The sequence below is a fragment of the Oceanidesulfovibrio marinus genome (genome assembly GCF_013085545.1).
Taxonomy (GTDB): domain Bacteria; phylum Desulfobacterota; class Desulfovibrionia; order Desulfovibrionales; family Desulfovibrionaceae; genus Oceanidesulfovibrio; species Oceanidesulfovibrio marinus.
Map to the genome: position 1 here is coordinate 1,278,879 of NZ_CP039543.1, position 18,113 is coordinate 1,296,991.

General features: G+C 64.0%; 18 protein-coding genes. 17 read left to right on the top strand and 1 reads right to left on the bottom strand.

Going from position 1 to position 18,113, the window contains the following annotated elements:
• Nucleotides 1–6: 6 nt before the first annotated feature.
• The gene (gene gap / locus E8L03_RS05695) at nt 7–1,005 is read left to right on the top strand and encodes a type I glyceraldehyde-3-phosphate dehydrogenase (RefSeq protein ID WP_144305815.1); all 999 of its coding nucleotides are present in this window, start codon (nt 7–9) and stop codon (nt 1,003–1,005) included.
• 295 nt (nt 1,006–1,300) lie between these two features.
• On the opposite strand, the gene E8L03_RS05700 is transcribed toward gap, so the two are convergent.
• Nucleotides 1,301–2,464, bottom strand: coding sequence for a cysteine desulfurase family protein (locus E8L03_RS05700; protein ID WP_144305814.1), 1,164 nt, complete (start codon nt 2,462–2,464; stop codon nt 1,301–1,303).
• A 211-nt stretch (nt 2,465–2,675) separates the two neighbouring features.
• Between E8L03_RS05700 and E8L03_RS05705 the strand changes: the two genes are divergently transcribed.
• From E8L03_RS05705 to tatB, 16 genes are all read left to right on the top strand, one after another.
• Complete coding sequence (locus tag E8L03_RS05705) at nt 2,676–3,785, top strand: hemolysin family protein (RefSeq protein ID WP_171266807.1); 1,110 nt, start codon at nt 2,676–2,678, stop codon at nt 3,783–3,785.
• A gap of 84 nt (nt 3,786–3,869) precedes the next feature.
• Nucleotides 3,870–4,289: a cytochrome c maturation protein CcmE gene (locus E8L03_RS05710; protein WP_144305812.1), complete on the top strand. Its 420-nt coding sequence runs from the start codon at nt 3,870–3,872 to the stop codon at nt 4,287–4,289.
• A gap of 154 nt (nt 4,290–4,443) precedes the next feature.
• Nucleotides 4,444–6,375 carry a heme lyase CcmF/NrfE family subunit gene (locus E8L03_RS05715; RefSeq protein WP_171266808.1) on the top strand — a complete coding sequence of 644 codons (1,932 nt, stop codon included), beginning with the start codon at nt 4,444–4,446 and terminating at the stop codon, nt 6,373–6,375.
• Nucleotides 6,368–7,039, top strand: a complete 672-nt coding sequence (gene ccmA, locus E8L03_RS05720; RefSeq protein WP_167512502.1) for a heme ABC exporter ATP-binding protein CcmA — start codon at nt 6,368–6,370, stop codon at nt 7,037–7,039. Before E8L03_RS05715 ends, ccmA begins: the two co-directional genes overlap by 8 nt.
• Nucleotides 7,033–7,719: a heme exporter protein CcmB gene (locus E8L03_RS05725; RefSeq protein ID WP_171266809.1), complete on the top strand. Its 687-nt coding sequence runs from the start codon at nt 7,033–7,035 to the stop codon at nt 7,717–7,719. Before ccmA ends, E8L03_RS05725 begins: the two co-directional genes overlap by 7 nt.
• Nucleotides 7,720–7,963: 244 nt before the next feature.
• Nucleotides 7,964–8,632 carry a cytochrome c biogenesis protein gene (locus E8L03_RS05730; protein WP_171266810.1) on the top strand — a complete coding sequence of 223 codons (669 nt, stop codon included), beginning with the start codon at nt 7,964–7,966 and terminating at the stop codon, nt 8,630–8,632.
• A gap of 1 nt (nt 8,633) precedes the next feature.
• Entirely contained in the window at nt 8,634–8,795 is a 162-nt protein-coding gene (locus E8L03_RS05735; RefSeq protein WP_144305808.1) for a CcmD family protein, read from the top strand.
• Nucleotides 8,796–8,798: 3 nt separating this feature from the next.
• Nucleotides 8,799–9,629 carry a tetratricopeptide repeat protein gene (locus E8L03_RS05740; RefSeq protein WP_144305807.1) on the top strand — a complete coding sequence of 277 codons (831 nt, stop codon included), beginning with the start codon at nt 8,799–8,801 and terminating at the stop codon, nt 9,627–9,629.
• A 153-nt stretch (nt 9,630–9,782) separates the two neighbouring features.
• Nucleotides 9,783–10,934: an ABC transporter substrate-binding protein gene (locus E8L03_RS05745; protein ID WP_171266811.1), complete on the top strand. Its 1,152-nt coding sequence runs from the start codon at nt 9,783–9,785 to the stop codon at nt 10,932–10,934.
• Between the two features lie 96 nt (nt 10,935–11,030).
• On the top strand, nt 11,031–11,918 hold the full coding sequence (locus tag E8L03_RS05750) for a branched-chain amino acid ABC transporter permease (RefSeq protein WP_144305805.1): 888 nt from the start codon (nt 11,031–11,033) through the stop codon (nt 11,916–11,918).
• Between the two features lie 9 nt (nt 11,919–11,927).
• A complete protein-coding gene (locus E8L03_RS05755; protein WP_144305804.1) occupies nt 11,928–12,968 on the top strand; it encodes a branched-chain amino acid ABC transporter permease in 1,041 nt (346 codons plus the stop codon).
• A gap of 17 nt (nt 12,969–12,985) precedes the next feature.
• Nucleotides 12,986–13,780 carry an ABC transporter ATP-binding protein gene (locus tag E8L03_RS05760; protein WP_144305803.1) on the top strand — a complete coding sequence of 265 codons (795 nt, stop codon included), beginning with the start codon at nt 12,986–12,988 and terminating at the stop codon, nt 13,778–13,780.
• Complete coding sequence (locus E8L03_RS05765) at nt 13,773–14,480, top strand: ABC transporter ATP-binding protein (RefSeq protein WP_144305802.1); 708 nt, start codon at nt 13,773–13,775, stop codon at nt 14,478–14,480. The genes E8L03_RS05760 and E8L03_RS05765 overlap by 8 nt, the downstream gene beginning before the upstream one ends.
• Before the next feature lie 34 nt (nt 14,481–14,514).
• Nucleotides 14,515–15,984: an IMP dehydrogenase gene (gene guaB / locus E8L03_RS05770; protein ID WP_144305801.1), complete on the top strand. Its 1,470-nt coding sequence runs from the start codon at nt 14,515–14,517 to the stop codon at nt 15,982–15,984.
• A 10-nt stretch (nt 15,985–15,994) separates the two neighbouring features.
• Nucleotides 15,995–17,542, top strand: a complete 1,548-nt coding sequence (gene guaA, locus E8L03_RS05775) for a glutamine-hydrolyzing GMP synthase (protein WP_144305800.1) — start codon at nt 15,995–15,997, stop codon at nt 17,540–17,542.
• 18 nt (nt 17,543–17,560) lie between these two features.
• Complete coding sequence (gene tatB, locus E8L03_RS05780) at nt 17,561–18,049, top strand: Sec-independent protein translocase protein TatB (RefSeq protein ID WP_144305799.1); 489 nt, start codon at nt 17,561–17,563, stop codon at nt 18,047–18,049.
• The last annotated feature ends 64 nt before the right edge of the window (nt 18,050–18,113 follow it).

Consider the following 18,113-nt stretch of genomic DNA (forward strand, 5'->3'; position numbering starts at 1 on the left):
CATGCAATGAGCGTAAAACTCGGAATGAACGGCTTCGGACGCATCGGCCGCTACCTTACCCGTCTGCTTGCGGATGAGCCGGAAATCGAGCTGGCCGTCATCAACGCCCGCGCCGACAACGCGAGCCTGGCCCATCTTCTGGCGTACGACTCCTGCCATGGCCGCTTCCCCGGCGTTTCGCACAACGAAAACGGCCTGATCGTGAACGGCAAGGAAATCGCCGTGAGCCGCCAGCCCCTGGGCCAGCACGACTGGACCCCGTGGGACGTGGACGTCGTCGTGGAGACCACCGGCAGGATCAAGGACCGCGCCGGCCTGGCCAAGCACCTGGGCGCCGGAGCCAAGAAGTCCGTTATCAGCGCGCCGTGCAAGGATGCGGACATCACCGTGGTCATGGGCGTGAACCATCAGGACTACGACCCGGCCAAACACGATGTCATCTCCAACGCCTCCTGCACCACCAACTGCCTGGCTCCCGCGGCCAAGGTGCTCAACGACGAGTTCGGCATCGTCCACGGCCAGATGACCACGGTGCACTCCTACACCATGAGCCAGCGCATCCTGGACGGCTCGCACTCGGATCTGCGCCGCGGCCGCGCCGCCGCCGTGTCCATGATCCCGACCACTACGGGCGCGGCCAAGGCCCTGTCCCTGGTCATCCCGGAGCTGGAAGGCAAGCTCAACGGCATGGCCATCCGCGTGCCCACGCCTAACGTCTCCCTGGTGGACCTCACCTGCGAGCTGGCCAAGGACTGCACGGCCGAAGAGGTCAACGCCGCGCTCAAGGCGGCCAGCGAAGGCCCCATGCAGGGCAACATGGGCTACTCCGAGGAACCGCTGGTCAGCGTGGACTACATGGGCTCGATCTACGGCGGCGTGGTGGACGCGCTCACCACCAACGTCATCGACAAGCGGCTCTGCAAACTGATCATCTGGTACGACAACGAGGCCGGCTTCACCAACCAGCTGCTGCGCCTGATCAAGATGGTGGGCAAGGACCTGTAGGGATTTCGTCCAGAAATCTGGACACTCAAAGTCCATCTATTGGGATATTGAAAAGCCGGCCTTCCGCGATGGAGGGCCGGCTTTTTTGTTTCTTGGCTCTCGTGGCGGCGGGGGCAAGCCTTTCTGAAGAAAGGTTCTTCCCCCGCACCCCTTTCCAAAGATTTTTCTCTGTTTTTTATCAAGTTGGACTGCTCAACCAGATAAAAAGTTTCGGAAGGGAGAGCGCGAGAGGGAAACCCCTTTTAAAGGGTGTCCCTCTCGCTAACAGCCTGTGCAAACAGCTTACGCCTTTGCCCTAGTCCAGCTCGGCCAGGGTTTCTTCCAGCCGCAGCAGGAGCTCGTCCACGTCCTGCTCTTCCGTGAATATGCCCCAGGAGAAGCGCACGGCCCCGGCCGCGTATTGCTCCGGCGCGTTCATGGCCAGCAGCGTGGTGGAGATACTCACCTGCCCGGCATGGCAGGCGGCGCCGCCGGACACGGCCACCTCCCGCGCCACCAGGCCGGAGAGGATGGACCCGGCCGTGACGTTTGCAAAACCGACGTTGGCGGTCTGTGGCAGACGGGCGTCTTCGGTGAACGGTTTTCCAAAGAGCCGGAACGGCCGGCCCAGATCATCGAGCCCGGCCATGAACCGGTTGCCCAGCGCCCGCTGTCGCGGCTCCTCATCAGCCACCTTGCGGCAGACGATCTCCAGCGCCGCGCCCAAGGCCACAATGTACGGCACGTTCTCCGTGCCGGGCCGCAGACCGCCCTCCTGCCCGCCGCCAAAGGTGACCGGCGCGATGCGCTTTCTGGCTTCCTCGCTGGCGATCACCAGGGCCCCGACGCCCTTGGGCGCGTAGCACTTGTGGCCGGCCACGGTCAGGAAGTCCACGCCCAGCTCGGCCACGTCCACTGGAATCTTGCCCACGGCCTGGGCCGCATCGCAGTGGACCAGCCAGCCGTGCTCCTTGGCAATCTTCGCCGCCTCCCGCACCGGGTTCAGCGTGCCGGTCTCGTTGTTGGCCAGCATCACGGCCAGAAGGCCCGGCCCGCCCGAAGAACAGACCTGCTCCAGAGAGTCGAGATCCATGGCCCCCTGACTGTCCACGGGAATGACATACATCCTGGACCCGCGGCGCTCCAGGGCCCGCGCTGGAGCGAATACGGCCGGATGCTCCACCGCGCTCACAGCGATGCGTTCCGGCCTGCCCTCGGGCGCAAAGGGCCCTGCCGTGCCGAGAACGGCCAGGTTGTTCGCCTCAGTAGCGCCGGAGGTGAAGACGATGGAGGAGGCCGAAACGCCCAGGGCGGCGGCCGCGTTCTCCCGCGCCTGGTCCACGGCGTCTTTGGCGGACATGCCCGGCAGATGGGCGCAGCCGGGGTTGCCGAAGCTCTCGCTGAGGAATGGAATCAGCCTGTCGCGTACTTCCGGATGGACTGGCGTAGTGGCATTGTAGTCGAAGTAGAGTGGTCTCATGGGCTGCCTTTTCGCGTTTGTGCGGGGTGTTTGATGCTTTTTTATTCCACGGGTGCGCCAAGCATGCAAGAAAACCTGGCCGCGGGTTGCCCTCAGGATTGATTTTTGCGCACCATCTCCGTTATGGTGCGGCCATGGACGACAAGGAACCCGACCGACGGAACTTCTTCACCGCCGGCCCCCGCCTGCCCTGCCGCAAATACGGATAGCCATGTTCGCGCTCATTCTTTCCGCCGGGCTGGCGATCATCATCTCCGCGATGTGTTCCATCATGGAGGCCGCGCTGTACTCCGTCTCCGTGAGTCATGTGGAGTACCTGCGCTCCATGGGCCGCACCTCCGGGCGTATCCTGCAGAACCTGCGCAGTGATATCGAAAAGCCCATCTCCGCCATTCTCATCGTCAACACGGTGGCGAACACGGCCGGCGCATCCATAGCCGGCGCCGCGGCGGTGAACTACTTCGGCGACGCTTACACGGGCATCTTCGCCGCCGTCTTCACGCTGGCCATCCTCATCCTCTCGGAGATTCTGCCCAAGACGGTGGGCGTGGCCTACGCCAAGCAGATTGCGCCGTTTATGGCGCTGCCACTCAAGTACCTGGTGCTCTCGCTGCTGCCCATCATCTGGGTAACCGGCGCCATTACCAGGCTGGTGCGCAAGCCCAGCGCATCCCAGACGGCGACTACGGAAAACGACATCATGGCCATCGTCAGCCTGACGCGAAAGGCTGGCATCCTCAAGGCGTTCGAAGAGTCCACCATCCGCAACATCCTCAGCCTGGACACCAAGGTCGTGGCCGACATCATGACTCCGCGCACCGTGGTCTTCTCCCTGCCAGCGCACATTTCGGCGGTCGAGGCGCGCGGCACGGCCAAGTTCTGGAACCACAGCCGCATCCCGGTGTATGAGAACGACGACCCGGAAGAGGTCGTGGGCATCGTCTACCGCCGCTCCGTGCTCAACGCCCTGGCCAACCAGCAGGACGAGATCACCCTGGACAAGCTCATGCGGCCGGTGCGGTTCGTGCTGGGAACCCTCACCCTGGACAAGCTGCTGCTGCGCTTTCTGGAGTCGCGGCTACACCTCTTCGTGGTGCTGGACGAGTACGGCGGCGTGGACGGCGTGGTCACGCTGGAGGACGTGCTCGAAGAGATGCTGGGCAAGGAAATCGTGGACGAGACGGACCAGGTGGAGGACCTGCGAGAGCTGGCCCGGCTGCAACGCCAGCAGCTGACCACGGAGGCGGCGTCCCTGGCCGACGCCGCGCAGGAGCAGACCGGGCCCGAATCTCCGGATGGCAACGCGCGCGATAAAGGTTGACGTGATGGGGGCGATTATTACAATATTTCTGATCCACCGCGTTGCGGTAGGGATTCATCACGAGACCCAATGCACGAGGCGTACATGAGCGCAAAGAAATCGAATACCCCGGTCTACCTCGCCCTGGCCCTGCTTCTGCTCGGCGGCGTAGGCTTTCTCGTCTTCACCGGACTGTCCGAGGACAGCTCCTACTTCCTCAACGTTTCCGAGGCGCTGGCCATGGAGCCGACCAAGCTCGACCAGGCGCGGCTCTTCGGCACGGTCCATGCCCGGGACATCCGCATGTCCCAGGATGCGCCCGGCGTGGCCTTTATCCTGGAAGACAAGGACGACACGGCCAAGACCATCCACGTAACCTACCACGGCGCAGTGCCGGACACCTTCAAGGCGGGCGCGGAGGTCATCGTCGAGGGCGGCTTGGATCCCTCCAGCCACGTCTTCGGCGCCACCACGCTGATGACCAAGTGCCCGTCCAAGTACCAGAAACAGAACCGCGACACATAGCCGCGGCCCGAACATTTGGCGGGCGACAGCCTGCACCATCGTCATTCTGACGGCGGCGCCTGCATGGAGTGCGCATCCCCCGGAGCAGGGGCCTTTTCTTTGCGCGCCAATCGTTCTATAGTCCGCGGCTCCTACAAGACCGGAGCCATCCATTATGTATCTGTTCGCATACGCCTGTCTGCTCGCGGCCATGTTTGCCGCGCTCATCTGTGGAGTCTACTCGGCATGGTCCGCCTGGCAGGGCCGCACCATCAAAATAGCCTGGCCGGAGCGGGCGCAGATCGCGCTCACGGCTCTCGTCACCATCGCCTCGGTCATTCTGCTTCTCGCCTTTATCCGCAAGGACTACACCCTGGTCTATGTGGCGGATTATTCTGACAACTTTTTGCCGCTTTTCTACAGGATAACGGCATTCTGGGCCGGACAGGCCGGCTCCCTGCTCTTCTGGGCCTGGGCCACGGCCGTGTTCTGCGCAGCCTTCATGCTCTCCCCCGGGTACAGGCGCCTTGCCGCGCCCACCCGACAGTGGTTCTGGACCCTCTTCCTGCTCATGGAAGGGTTCTTCATGCTGCTGCTCACCTGCTGGTCCAACCCGTTCATCGCCATGTCGCCCTCGCCCATGGACGGCCGGGGCCTCAACCCCCTGCTGCAGAACCCGGGCATGATCTTCCATCCGCCGCTGCTTTTTCTGGGCTACGCCGGATTCTGCATTCCCGGTTGCCTGGGCCTGGCGCAACGCATCGCGGGCAAGCAGTCCGGTGAGCTCGGCTGGGTCGCGGCATCGCGCAACGCCTCCCTGCTGGCCTGGCTGTTCCTCACCGCCGGAATCATCCTGGGCGGTTGGTGGTCGTACATGGAGCTGGGCTGGGGTGGCTACTGGGCCTGGGACCCGGTCGAGAACGCCTCGCTCATTCCCTGGTTCGTGGGCACGGCCTTTCTGCACACCGCCGTGCTGGAACGCCGCCGCGGCGCATTGACCCGGACCAACGCCTTTCTCGCCTCCATGGCGCTGGGCACCAGCTTCTTCGCCACCTACCTGGTGCGCAGCGGCGTGGTGGACTCCCTGCACGCCTTTGGCAGTGGCGGCGTGGCCCTTCCCCTGCTGATCTTCATCCTTGCCTGGCTCGTACTCACCATCATTGCGGTGTACTTCGCCCCGCAGCATGCCTCCAAGCCGCTGGCCGGACCGCTGAGCCGCGAGGGCTTCCTGTTCATGGCCGTCTGGCTGCTGGTGCTGCTCGGCGTGGTCATCATCCTGGGCACGCTCTGGCCGCTCATCTCCAGCCTGTGGAGCAACACGCCGGTGGGTCTGGAAAAAGGGTTTTACAACCGCGTCTGCCTGCCGTTCTTCGCCCTGCTCACGGTGCTGCTGGCCGTCTGCCCGTTCCTGGGCTGGAACAAGGGCATCGTGCGCAGCACCCTGTTCTTCGCCGTCGTCGGCGTGTTCGCAGGCGTGGGCGTAATGCTCGGCATGGGCGGCATGACCATCCCGCTGGCGCTCATCGCCGCAGCCGCCGCCCTGGCCGTGGCCGTGGGCAGCATTTCCTCCGTGCTCGCCGACAGCACCCTGCGCCGGCGGCGCACCGCCTGGGCCGCATACGGCGTGCACCTCGGCCTGGCCCTCGTGGTGTTGGGCGTAGCCTTCTCCGGACCATACAAGGTGGAGAAGGACTTCATGCTCGACAAGGGCGAGATCGTGATCATGGACAACTACACCTTCACGCTCAAGGATATCGTACAGGGCGAAAAGCCCGACATGATCTACCTGGAGGCGCAGATAGAGGTGAGCAAGGACGGCAAGGCGGTAGGCATGCTCGCGCCGCAGCGCCGCGTGTACCGCAAGTTCGAGCAGCCCTTTGCCGAGGCGTCCACCATCCCCGGCCTGGGGGACGAGCTTTACGGTACGCTCCTGGGCCTGACCCAGCAGGGCAAGGCTTCGCTCAAGCTGTCCGTTCACCCGCTCATCAACTGGATCTGGATCGGCGGCACGCTCATGTGCCTGCTGCCCTTCCTCGGCCTGACCCGCCCCAAGGACACGGCCGAAGAAGCCAAAAAGAAAAAGTCCGGAGGCGCCGCGCGTGGCTGATGCGGCTGGGGAAAAGCGGCTGCTCCAGGCCGCCGGCCTTGCCAAGTTCTACGGGCCGCGTCTCGTGTTCAAGAACGTGAGCCTCTTTGTGGATGCCGGCGAGGCCCTCCTGGTGGTGGGCCCCAACGGCGCGGGCAAATCCACCCTGTTGCGCATCCTGGCCGGAGCCGGCCACGCTGACGCCGGCACCGTGCAGCGCCATGTGGAGCCCGAGCGCATCGGCTTTCTGGGCCATCGCCCTTTCCTCTACCCGCAGCTCACGGCCATGGAGAACCTGCGCTTCTGGGCCGGGATGTTCGGCGCGCCCAACGACGACGCCTCGCTGACTGCGATGCTGGAGCGCGTGGAACTCGCCGCCGTGGCCAACGAGCGCGCTGGCCACTTCTCCCGCGGCATGGCCCAGCGGCTCAACCTCGCGCGCCTGTTCCTGGCCGAACCCGAGCTCCTGTTCCTGGACGAGCCGGGCACCGGCCTGGACCGCCGCTCCGCCGTGATCCTGCACGAGGAGATCACCCGCGCCAAGGAGCGCGGGGCCGGTATCGTCTGGATCAGCCACCACGTGGAGCACGACCTGCCCCTGGCCGACCGCGTCATCGGCATTGCCCGGCGCAAGACCGTGTTCATCGGCCCGGCCGAGGACTACGAGCCGGAGGCCGTATGCTGAAGCCCACGCTGCTCATGGCCCTCAAGGACCTGCGCCTCACGCTCACGCGCGGGGCCGGGCTTGTGCAGGCGCTGCTCCTGGGCCTCGTGCTCGTCTTCGTCTTCAGCCTGTCCCGCCGGGCAGGCGACCTCGTCCCGGCGCAGACCGCCGCTACCATCTTCTGGCTCGCCTCGCTCTTCTCCCTGGTGCTCATGTCCAACGCGCTGTTCAGCCTGGAGGAAGAGAGCAACGCCCGGCACGGGCTCATACTCTCGCCGGCGCCGCTGGCCGCGGTGTGGGCGGGCAAGGCCATGGCCTCCGGCCTGCTTGTCGCAGCCTCGCAGCTTGCGTTCATGCCCGCGACCATCATTTTTCTGGGCGTCGAGCCCTCCGGCCCGGTTGAAAGCTGGCTCGTCGGCATTGCCGGCATACTGATCGTGGACTGGGGCCTGGTCGCCGTGGGTACGTTGCTGGGTGCGCTGGCCCAGGGCCAGGCCGGCCGGGAGTCGCTGCTTTCGCTGGTGCTTTTTCCCCTGGTCATACCGGTGCTGCTGGCCGGCATCCGGCTGACCACAGGCTTTCTGGAAGGCGCCTCGCCCCTGGGCGCCGGCTCCTGGATGGGGCTTGCCCTCGGATTCGGCGCGCTGTACTCCTCGGTCGGACTGCTGCTGTTCCCCATCCTGTACCGCGCTGGAGATTAGAGCATGTTAACAGCGCCTGGGGGACTATGCTTTTTTGAAGAGCCGATGGGCTCTGCCCCTCGGGCTCCCCGCAAGGGGCCAGTGGCGCCTTGACCCCGATCTGGGGGTCCGGGGAACAGTGTTCCCCCGGCCGCCGGAGGCATACGGGGGATTAAACATTGTACAACCATTCCAGGCACGTTGCGACAATATCCAAAAGGCACTAACACCGGATGCCACAGCGTAAGATAAAGAGATTCGATCAATGAACATCCGATCCCTGCTCGCACTCGTCGCCGGCGTCGCGGTTTTCTGCAGCCAGCTGCTGGTCTGGCTTTACGCGCCCGTGGAAGCCACCCTGGGGCCCATCCAGAAGATTTTCTATATCCACATGCCCTGCGCCGTCTGGTCACTACTCAGCTTTTTCGTGGTCTTCGTGGCGTCCGTGGCCTACCTGCTGCGACGCAGCTTTTTCTGGGACCGTGTGGCCGGCGCCGCGGCGGAGCTGGGCGTGGTGCTCGCCCTGCTGGCCCTGGTTTCCGGCTCCATTTGGGCGCGGGTGTCCTGGAACGTCTGGTGGACGTGGGACCCGCGGCTGACCACCACCCTGGTCATGTGGTTCATCTACGCCGGCTACCTGCTCATCCGCTCGCTTTCCATGCAGCCGGGCAGACGCGCCGTGGTCAGCGCCGTGCTGGGCATCGTGGCCTTTCTGGACGTTCCCCTGGTCTTCTACTCCGCGCGTCTCTGGCGCTCCATCCATCCCGCGGTGTTCGGCTCTTCCGGCGGCGGACTGGAGCCTGAAATGAAGCTCACCCTGTTCGTCAGCCTCGGCGCGTTCGGCCTGCTCTGGGCCGCCATCGTGCTGGCGCGGCTGTGGCAGATGGAAACGGCGGACCGCATCGAAGCACGCATCATCTGGAAGGAGCATTGATATGGATCACACCACATTTCTTATAGCCGGCAATGCTGTGGTCTGGCTCGGAATAGGCGCCTACATGGCGTTCCTGGCCGTGAACCAGAAACGGCTGGGCGACCGCCTGGCGCAACTCGAACGCCTCACCCACGACGAGGACGAAGAAAAGAAGGTCCGGTAGCACATGGCGAAAAAGAAGAAGCAGCCCAGAAAGCCCGCCCCGCAGACAGCGAGCAAGAAGCAGCAGGACCCGGGCGCCGGCGCCATGACCAAAGGCCCCCGCCGCGTCATCCTGGCCATTGTGCTGGGGGGATTCGCGCTCATCTTCGCGGCTTCATTTATCTACCGCATGAACCATACCCTGGTACGCAAGATGGTTCCCAACCCGGCGCACGAGCACGGTGACGAGCAGGCGCAGCAGAGCATGCCGCCCGGCTCCATGCCCCCGGGAATGCCGGGTTCCGGCTCCATGGGTGGTCAGACCATGCCTCCGGCCATGCCCGGCTCCGGCATGGGCCAGAACGGCGAAGGCATGGGCCAGATTCGCGAGCTGATGCAGAAGATGAAGGAGAGCCCCAACGACCCGGACGTGCTCATCGGCATCTCCAAGCAGTTCCTGGCCATGGGCGACGCCGACTCGGCCGGCAACTTCCTGCAGCGCGCGCTGGTGGCCGATCCCTCCAATGTGGAGGCCATGACCCTCCTGAGCATGGTCCGCTTCGACAATCAGGAGTACGAGGAGTCCGCACGGCTGCTGGAACGGCTGGTCACGCTTGATCCGAACAACGCGACCCATTTTTACAATCTTGGCATGGTCGAAAAACATTTTTTGGACAATCCCGAGAAGGGCCACCAGGACCTGGAGACGGCGCTGCGCCTGGCCGGCGAGGGTACAGACATGTCGCAACGTATTGCAAAAGAACTGGAAACACCTGCTCACGATCATGACCGGAGCGGGACCGGAGCCCCCGCGCAGACTGGTAATCAGACCTCCGGAAACCAGACCGGAAGTTGACGACAGCTGGAGTTTAGTGGCAAAGAACCCTATTCCATGCGCACGTAGTCGTATATAGCGCAGATTGCATACATCGGGCCGGCTTTTACGCCTCTCCCATGCAATGCAAAATGCGCTCGTCGCGCTCCATTTTTCCAGCTTGGAGGACTGAACATGAACAAAATAGTACAGATTCTCGTAGCAGCGGCAGTGGCCCTCCTTCTTGCGGGACCGGCCATGGCCGAGGAGCCCATCAAAATCGCAGTGCCCTCGCCTTTCTCCGGCGGCGCAGCGGCCTATGGGGACAACGTCAAGGCCGGCGTGGAGATGAAGGTAGCGGAAGTCAACGAAGCCGGCGGCATCGACGGCCGTCAGATCGAGGCTGTCTATCTGGACGAGATGTGCGAGCCCAAGGAAGCCGCCACCGTGGCCACCAAGGTCGCCCAGGACGAGGACATCGTCGGCGGCGTCGGCCATCTCTGCTCCTCCGCCCATCTGGCTGCTCTGCCCACCTACGTGCGCAAGGGCGTTCCCATGATCTCCCCCACCGCCACCAACGTGACCATCAGCGAAAAGAACGCCGACCGCGACGGCAAGGTCTGGTCCTTCCGCGATGTGTACCGTGACGATTACCAGGGCAAGTTCCTGGCCGACTACGTCTCCCAGGTGCTGGGCCTCAAGAAGATCGCCATCTTCTACGAGAACAACGACTACGGCATCGGCCTGAAGGACGCCTTCACCGCTGAGGCCAAGACCATCGGCCTCGAGGTTGTCGGCGCCGAGGGCTACGTGAAGGGCACCACCGACTTCACCCCGCAGCTCACCGCCCTGAAGTCCAAGAACCCTGACGGCCTGTTCATCAGCGGCTACTACAACGAGGGCGCCCTCATCGCCAGCCAGGCCAAGAAGCTCGGCATGGACGTGATCAAGTTCGGCGCCGACGGTCTGGACAACGTCGACTACATCAACCTTGCCAAGGACGCCGCCGACGGCACCTACATGACCGTGCCCTTCCTGGCCGCCGCCGCTGGTCCCGATGCACAGGCCTTCATCGCCAAGTTCAAGGAAGAGAACGGCCGCGACGTGGACTGGATGAGCGCCAACGCCTATGACGCCGCCGGCATGCTGCTGGCCGCCGTGAAGGCCGTGGGCCCCGACCGCGCCAAGATCCAGGAGTACCTGGCCGCCATGGACACCCCGGAGAAAGGCTACAAGGGCGTAACCGGCCTGACCTACTTCGACGAGCACGGCGACGCCCAGAAGGCAGCCTACGTCAAGATGGTCAAAGACGGCGAGTTCGTCCCGGCACCCCAACAGCTCAACTAACCACGCGATACGGTTTCGAGAGATAACATCAGGCTGGGTCTTCGGACCCAGCCTGTTTTCTTCACCGCCTACCGCTACAAAACCCACAAGATACCAGTGCTCGAACAGCAGCTCGTAAACGGACTCACCCTGGGCGTCATCTACGCGCTCATCGCTGTCGGCTATACCATGGTCTACGGTGTCATTGAGCTCATCAACTTTGCCCATGGCGAAATATACATGCTCGGCGCGTTCTTCTGCGCCACGTTCATCACCGCCCTCGGCCTGCCCCTGTGGCTGGCCATTCCCCTCGCCATGCTCTGCTGCTCGTTGCTCGGCATCATGATCGACGTCGTTGCGTATCGACCGTTACGTAACGCGCATCGATTGGCGGCGCTCATAACGGCCATCGGCATGTCAATATTTCTGCAGAACCTGGCCATGGTTATCTGGGGCAGCCGCCCCCGCGCTTTCCCGCAGGACGCCGTACCGGCCGTCCTGGCGGAGCAAGCCTTCAGCTTCGGCGAAGTCACCATCACCTGGCTCCACCTCTTCATTTTCGGCATCACGTTCTCCATGATGATCGGCCTCTACCTGATCATCGCCAAGACGCGCATCGGCACGGCCATGCGCGCTCTGGCCCAGAACCGGACGTGCTGCCAGCTCCAGGGCATCAACGTGAACCGGGTCATCTCGTTCACCTTCGCCCTGGGCTCGGCCATGGGCGCCATGGCGGGCATCCTGGTGGCCATGTTCTACAACACGCTCTACCCCACCATGGGCTATGTGGCGGGCGTCAAGGCCTTTGCCGCGGCCGTGCTGGGCGGCATCGGCTCCGTTCCCGGAGCCATGTTCGGAGGCATTGTGCTCGGTATTGCCGAGGCCCTCGGCGCCGGCTATGTCTCATCCCTGTACCGCGACGGCGTGGCCTACGCCGTGATGATCGCCGTGATCATCTTCCGGCCGTCCGGCATTCTGGGCAAAGCCCTGGTGGACAAGGCTTAGGGGGTCGGCATGAACAAGAAAATCGCACTTCCCCTGCTCGCCGTAGCCTGCATCCTTCCCTTCATGCCCTTCACCTCGGAGTACATGCTGCATGTGTTCACCCTGGTGATGGTCTACATGGTCCTGGCCATGGGCCTGAACATCGTGCCCGGCTTCTGCGGCCTGCTGGACCTGGGATTCGTCGGCTTCTACGGCATCGGCGCGTACACAGCCGGCCTGCTCACCATCAACTACGGCTTGTCCTTCTGGGTTATCGTGCCCTTTGCCGCACTCAACGGCGCGCTCTGGGGCATACTGCTCGGCGCACCGACATTGCGGCTCACGGGCGACTACTTCGCCATCGTCACATTCGGCTTCTCAGAGCTGGTGGTGCTGTTCCTGACCAACGAGATCTGGCTGACCCGCGGCCCCCTGGGCCTGCCCGGCATCGACCCCGTCTCCATCGACCTCTCGTTCATCTCCAAGGCGCTCAACCCCGCCTGGGACTGGTACTACGAGTTCGACGGCGAGCTGCCGTACTTCTTCCTCGCCCTGGTCATGGTTCTGGTCATCTACGGAGTCATGCGCCGGCTGGAAGACTCCCGTCTGGGGCGCGCCTGGTACGCCATCCGCGAGGACCCGCTGGCGGCATCGAGCTGCGGCGTCAACATCCTCAACTACAAGGTCATCGCCTTTGCCATCTCCGCCGGCATCGGCGCCGTGGGCGGCTGCTTCTTCGCACGCTGGACCCTCTTCCTCTCCCCCGACATGTTCAAGTTCTGGGAATCCTTCCTGGTGCTCTGTATGGTCGTGCTGGGCGGGCTGGGCAACATCAACGGCGCGCTCATCGGCGCGGCCGTGCTGGTGGCCCTGGGCGAGGTGCTCCGCGTCGTGCTGCCGGAGCTGGGGCTCCCCGTGGAAACCCGCTTCCTCTTCTATGGACTCATCATGATTCTCATCATGCGCTTCAAGCCGTCCGGGTTCCTGCCGCGAATCGCCGCCACCGGCATGCAGAACCCGATTATCCAGGACCTCAAAAAGCGGCTCGACCGTGAACGGGCCGCGGCCTGATCGATAGATATTCCGTCATGCAACCGATCCTCGAAATCACGAACATGTCCAAGCGGTTCGGCGGCCTCATGGCCCTGAACGACGTGAGCTTCACCATCGAACCGCGTACCATCAAGGGACTCATCGGCCCCAACGGCGCCGGCAAGACCACGTGCTTCAACTGCATCACCGGCGTGTACAAGCCCACATCGGGCGACATCATGCTCTCCTCGCCCCGGCGCAACATGGAGGCCATGCGCATCAACGGCAAGAAGCCGGAGAAGGTGACGGAGTTCGGCATTGCCCGGACATTCCAGAACATCCGGCTCTTCTCCGAGCTCACCGTGCTCGACAACGTGCGCATCGGACGCCATCCACGCACCAAGTCCAACTTCCTGGGCGCCGTGCTGCGCACACCGGCGCACAAGCGCGAGGAACGCGAGATCGTGGAAGCTTCCATGCACTGGCTGGACTTCGTGGGCCTCAGCCGCCACGCCCTGGAGCGCGCACACTCGCTCTCCTACGGCGACCAGCGCCGCCTGGAGATCGCCCGCGCCCTGTCCACGGAGCCGTCCCTCATCCTGCTGGACGAGCCGGCCGCCGGCATGAACCCCCGCGAAACCGCGGAGCTCAAGCAGCTCATCTTTTCCATTCTCGAACAGGACGTCACGGTGCTGCTCATCGAACACGATATGAAGCTGGTCATGTCCATCTGCTCCTCCATCGTCGTGCTGGACCACGGCGAGAAGATCGCAGACGGCCCGCCGCAGTCCATCAAGGACGACCCCAGGGTCATCGAAGCCTATCTGGGCAGGGGGGCGGCCGATGCTTGAGATTCATGACATCCACACGTATTATGGCTCCATCCACGCCCTGAAAGGCGTCTCGCTGAAGATCAACGAGAAGGAGATCGTCTGTCTCATCGGCGCCAACGGCGCCGGCAAGACGACCACCCTGATGTCCCTCTCCGGCGTGTACAGACCGCGCCGGGGTTCCATCACCTTTCTGGGCGAGGACATCACCAAGTTGGCCTCGGAAAAGATCGTTGCCCGCGGCATTACTCAGGTGCCCGAAGGCCGGATGATCTTCCCCCGCCTTACGGTGCGTGAGAACTTGATGATGGGAGCCTACCTGCGCAACGACTCTGAAGGCATAGAAGCGGACGAGGAGCGCGCCTACGAGCTCTTCCCCATTCTTGCCGAACGACGCAGGCAGCCCGGAGGCACGCTCTCCGGCGGCGAGCAGCAGATGCTCGCCATAGGGCGGGCGCTCATGGCCCGGCCCAAGCTGTTGCTTTTGGACGAACCGTCGCTGGGCCTCGCGCCCATCGTGGTGGAAAATATCTTCGAGGTCATCCAGTCCATCAACCAGGAAGGAACGACCGTGCTGCTTGTGGAGCAGAACGCCCAGATGGCGCTGCAGATAGCCCACAGGGGCTACGTGCTCGCCACGGGCTCGGTCCAGCTGGAAGGCACCTCGGCCGACCTTACGGCGAACCCGCAAGTACGAGCCGCCTATCTGGGCCTCGACTAGCCCGGAAGAAAGGCGCTTACAAGGAACACGACTCATGGAAAAGGTTCTCGGCAAAGGCTACACATTCGACGACGTGCTGCTCCAACCCGCGTACTCGGAGGTCCTTCCGGACACCGTGGACGTCTCCACCCGGCTCACTCACGAAATCGCCCTGACTGTGCCGCTGCTCTCCGCCGCCATGGACACCGTTACGGAGTCCAAGCTGGCCATCTCTCTCTCCCGCGCGGGCGGTGTCGGCGTAATCCACAAGAACATGTCCGTCGACCAGCAGCGCATCGAGGTCGAGAAGGTCAAGAAGTCCGAGTCCGGGATGATCGTTGACCCCGTGACCATCGAGCCCGAATTCACCGTGGGCCAGGCGCTGCAGATCATGTCCGAGTATCGCATCTCGGGCCTGCCCGTGGTCAAGGGCGGTCAGCTCGTGGGCATTCTCACCAACCGCGACGTGCGCTTCGTCTCCGACATGGACCTCAAGGTGGCCGACGTGATGACCGCTGACAAGCTGGTCACCGTGCCCGTGGGCACCACCCTGGAGCAAGCCAAGGCGCACCTGCACGAAAACCGCATCGAGAAGCTCCTGGTGGTGGATGAAGGCGGCAAGCTCACCGGCCTCATCACCATCAAGGACATCGAGAAGATCAAGAAGTACCCACACTCCTGCAAGGACGCCCAGGGCCGCCTGCGCGTGGGCGCGGCCATCGGCGTGGGACCCGAGGGCGAAGCCCGGGCCGACGCGCTGCTCAAGGCCGGCGTCGACTTCATCGTGGTGGACTCGGCCCACGGCCACTCCAAAAACATTCTGCGCGCCATCGAGTCCGTGCGCTCCGCCTTCCCCAACTGCCAGCTCGTTGCCGGCAACGTGGGCACCTATGAAGGCGCACGCGCCATCCTCAAGGCCGGCGCGGACACGGTCAAGGTGGGCATCGGCCCCGGCTCCATCTGCACCACACGCATCGTGGCCGGCGTGGGCGTGCCGCAGGTCACCGCGATCATGGAAGCCACACGCGCCGCACGCGAGATGGACAAGCACATCATCGCCGACGGCGGCATCAAGTTCTCCGGCGACGTGGTCAAGGCCATCGCGGCCGGCGCGGACTGTGTGATGATCGGCTCCCTCTTTGCCGGCACGGACGAGAGCCCGGGCGAGACCATCCTCTACCAGGGCCGCCGCTACAAGATCTACCGCGGCATGGGCTCCATCGACGCCATGAAGGACGGCTCCAAAGACCGCTACTTCCAGGAAAAGGTGGAGGAAGGCGGCGGCAAGCTCGTGCCCGAGGGCATCGTGGGCCGCGTGCCCTACAAGGGACCGGTCACCGACTCCCTGTATCAGCTCGTGGGCGGACTGCGCTCCGGCATGGGCTACACCGGCTGCCCCACCATCCAGTCCCTGCAGGAAGACGCCAAGTTCGTGGAGATCTCCCCCGCTGGCCTGCGCGAAAGCCACGTCCACGACGTCATCATCACCAAGGAAGCGCCCAACTACCGGGTCGAGAACTTCTAGCGGAGCGGAAATGGACGTTCAGGAAAAAGTCATCATCATCGATTACGGGTCGCAGGTGACCCAGCTCATTGCGCGCCGCGTGCGCGAGGCCGGGGTCTACTCCGAGATCCAGCCCTGCACCATCCCGCTCGACGAGCTCAAGGCCATGCAGCCCTCTGCCGTGATCCTCTCCGGCGGCCCCTCCTCGGTTTCCGACGAAGGCGCTCCCCAGCTCGATCCCGGCATCCTGGAGCTCGGCGTGCCCGTGCTCGGCATCTGTTACGGCATGCAGCTCATTGCCAACGAGCTTGGCGGCAAGCTGGCCCGGAGCAGCGACCGCGAGTACGGCCGCGCAGACCTCACTCTGATGGAAGACTGCCCCCTGTGGGCCGGTCTGTCCGACGCGGACACGCACAAGATCTGGATGTCGCACGGCGACAAGGTCCTGGCGCCGCCGCCCGGCTTCTCCGTCATCGGCCGCACCAAGAATGTGGACGTGGCGGCCATAGCCGACCAGAAGCGCCGCTTCTACGCCGTGCAGTTCCATCCGGAGGTCCACCACACCGAGGATGGCGCGCGGATGCTGCGCAACTTCCTCTTCAAGATCGCCGGCCTCAAGGGCGACTGGTCCATGTCCTCCTTTGCCGACCGGGTCATCGAGGAGATGCGCGAGAAGATCGGCGACAGGAAGGTCGTCTGCGGCCTCTCCGGCGGCATCGACTCCACCGTGGTGGCCGTGCTGCTCTCCAAGGCCATCGGCGACAACCTGCATTGCATCTTCGTGGACAACGGCCTGCTGCGCGCCGGCGAGGGCACCGAGGTTGTCGGCTACCTGGACGAGCACTTCCAGCTCCAGCTCCACTACGTCGAGGCCCAGGAGGATTTCCTCTCCAAGCTGACGGGCGTGGACGATCCGGAAGAGAAGCGCAAGATCATCGGCCGCACCTTCATTGAGGTCTTCGAGCGCGAAGCCAAGGCCATCAAGGACGTGAGCTACCTGGCCCAGGGCACGCTCTACCCGGACGTCATCGAGTCCGTCTCCTTCAAGGGCCCTTCCGCGGTCATCAAGAGCCATCACAATGTGGGCGGCCTGCCCGACATCATGGAGCTCGACCTGGTGGAGCCCCTGCGCGAGCTCTTCAAGGACGAGGTGCGTAAGGTGGCCATGGAGCTCGGCCTGCCCGACTTCGTCATCTGGCGCCACCCCTTCCCCGGTCCGGGCCTTGCCATCCGCATCCTGGGCAAGATCACGCCGGAGCGGCTCGAAATCCTCCGCCAGGCGGACAGCATCGTCCAGGACGAGCTCCACGCCTCGGATTGGTATCGCAAAGTCTGGCAGGGCTTCGCCGTGCTGCTGCCCCTGAAAACAGTCGGCGTGATGGGCGACGACCGCACATACGAACACGTCATCGCGCTGCGCGTCGTGGACAGCGTGGACGCCATGACTGCTGACTGGACACGCCTCCCGGCTGACGTGCTGGCGCGCATCTCCAGCCGCGTCATCAACGAGGTGAAGGGCGTCAACCGAGTGGTTTACGACATCTCGTCCAAGCCGCCCTCCACCATCGAGTGGGAGTAAACCTCCCGGAGATTCACCATGTTCGGCATCGGTTCCACAGAATTACTGGTTATTCTCGCCGTGGCGCTCATCATTCTGGGCCCCAAGAAGCTTCCGCAGATCGCGCGCGCCCTGGGCAAGGGCGTGGCCGAGTTCAAGAAGGTTTCGACCGACTTGCAGCGCACCATCAACGTTGAGATGGAGCGTGAGGAGCGCGAGCAGAAGCGCAAAGAAGACGATAAGGTCAAGCAGGCGGAGAAGGCCAAGGCGGCGCAGTCCAAGCACAAGGGCGAGTCCGAGGAGGCCGCCCAGGCCAGACGTGAAGCCGAGGAGGCTTCCAAGAAGGCCCTTGCCTCCGCGGACAAGGCCAACCGCTCCGAGCCGTTCAAGGATCCTTACGAGCCCGAGACCGCCGAGGCGACCAAGCCTGAAGAAGGCCAGGTCATCGACGTGGCCGCCTCCAACGCCGGCGAGACAGCGCAGAACACCGAGAGCTCCGTTGCCTCCGAGCAGGAGTCCAAGGCGTGAGCGACGAAACCAAGAAGCCCCTCGACGAGGACGCATCGGCAGAGCAGGAAGGCGTGACGGAGGA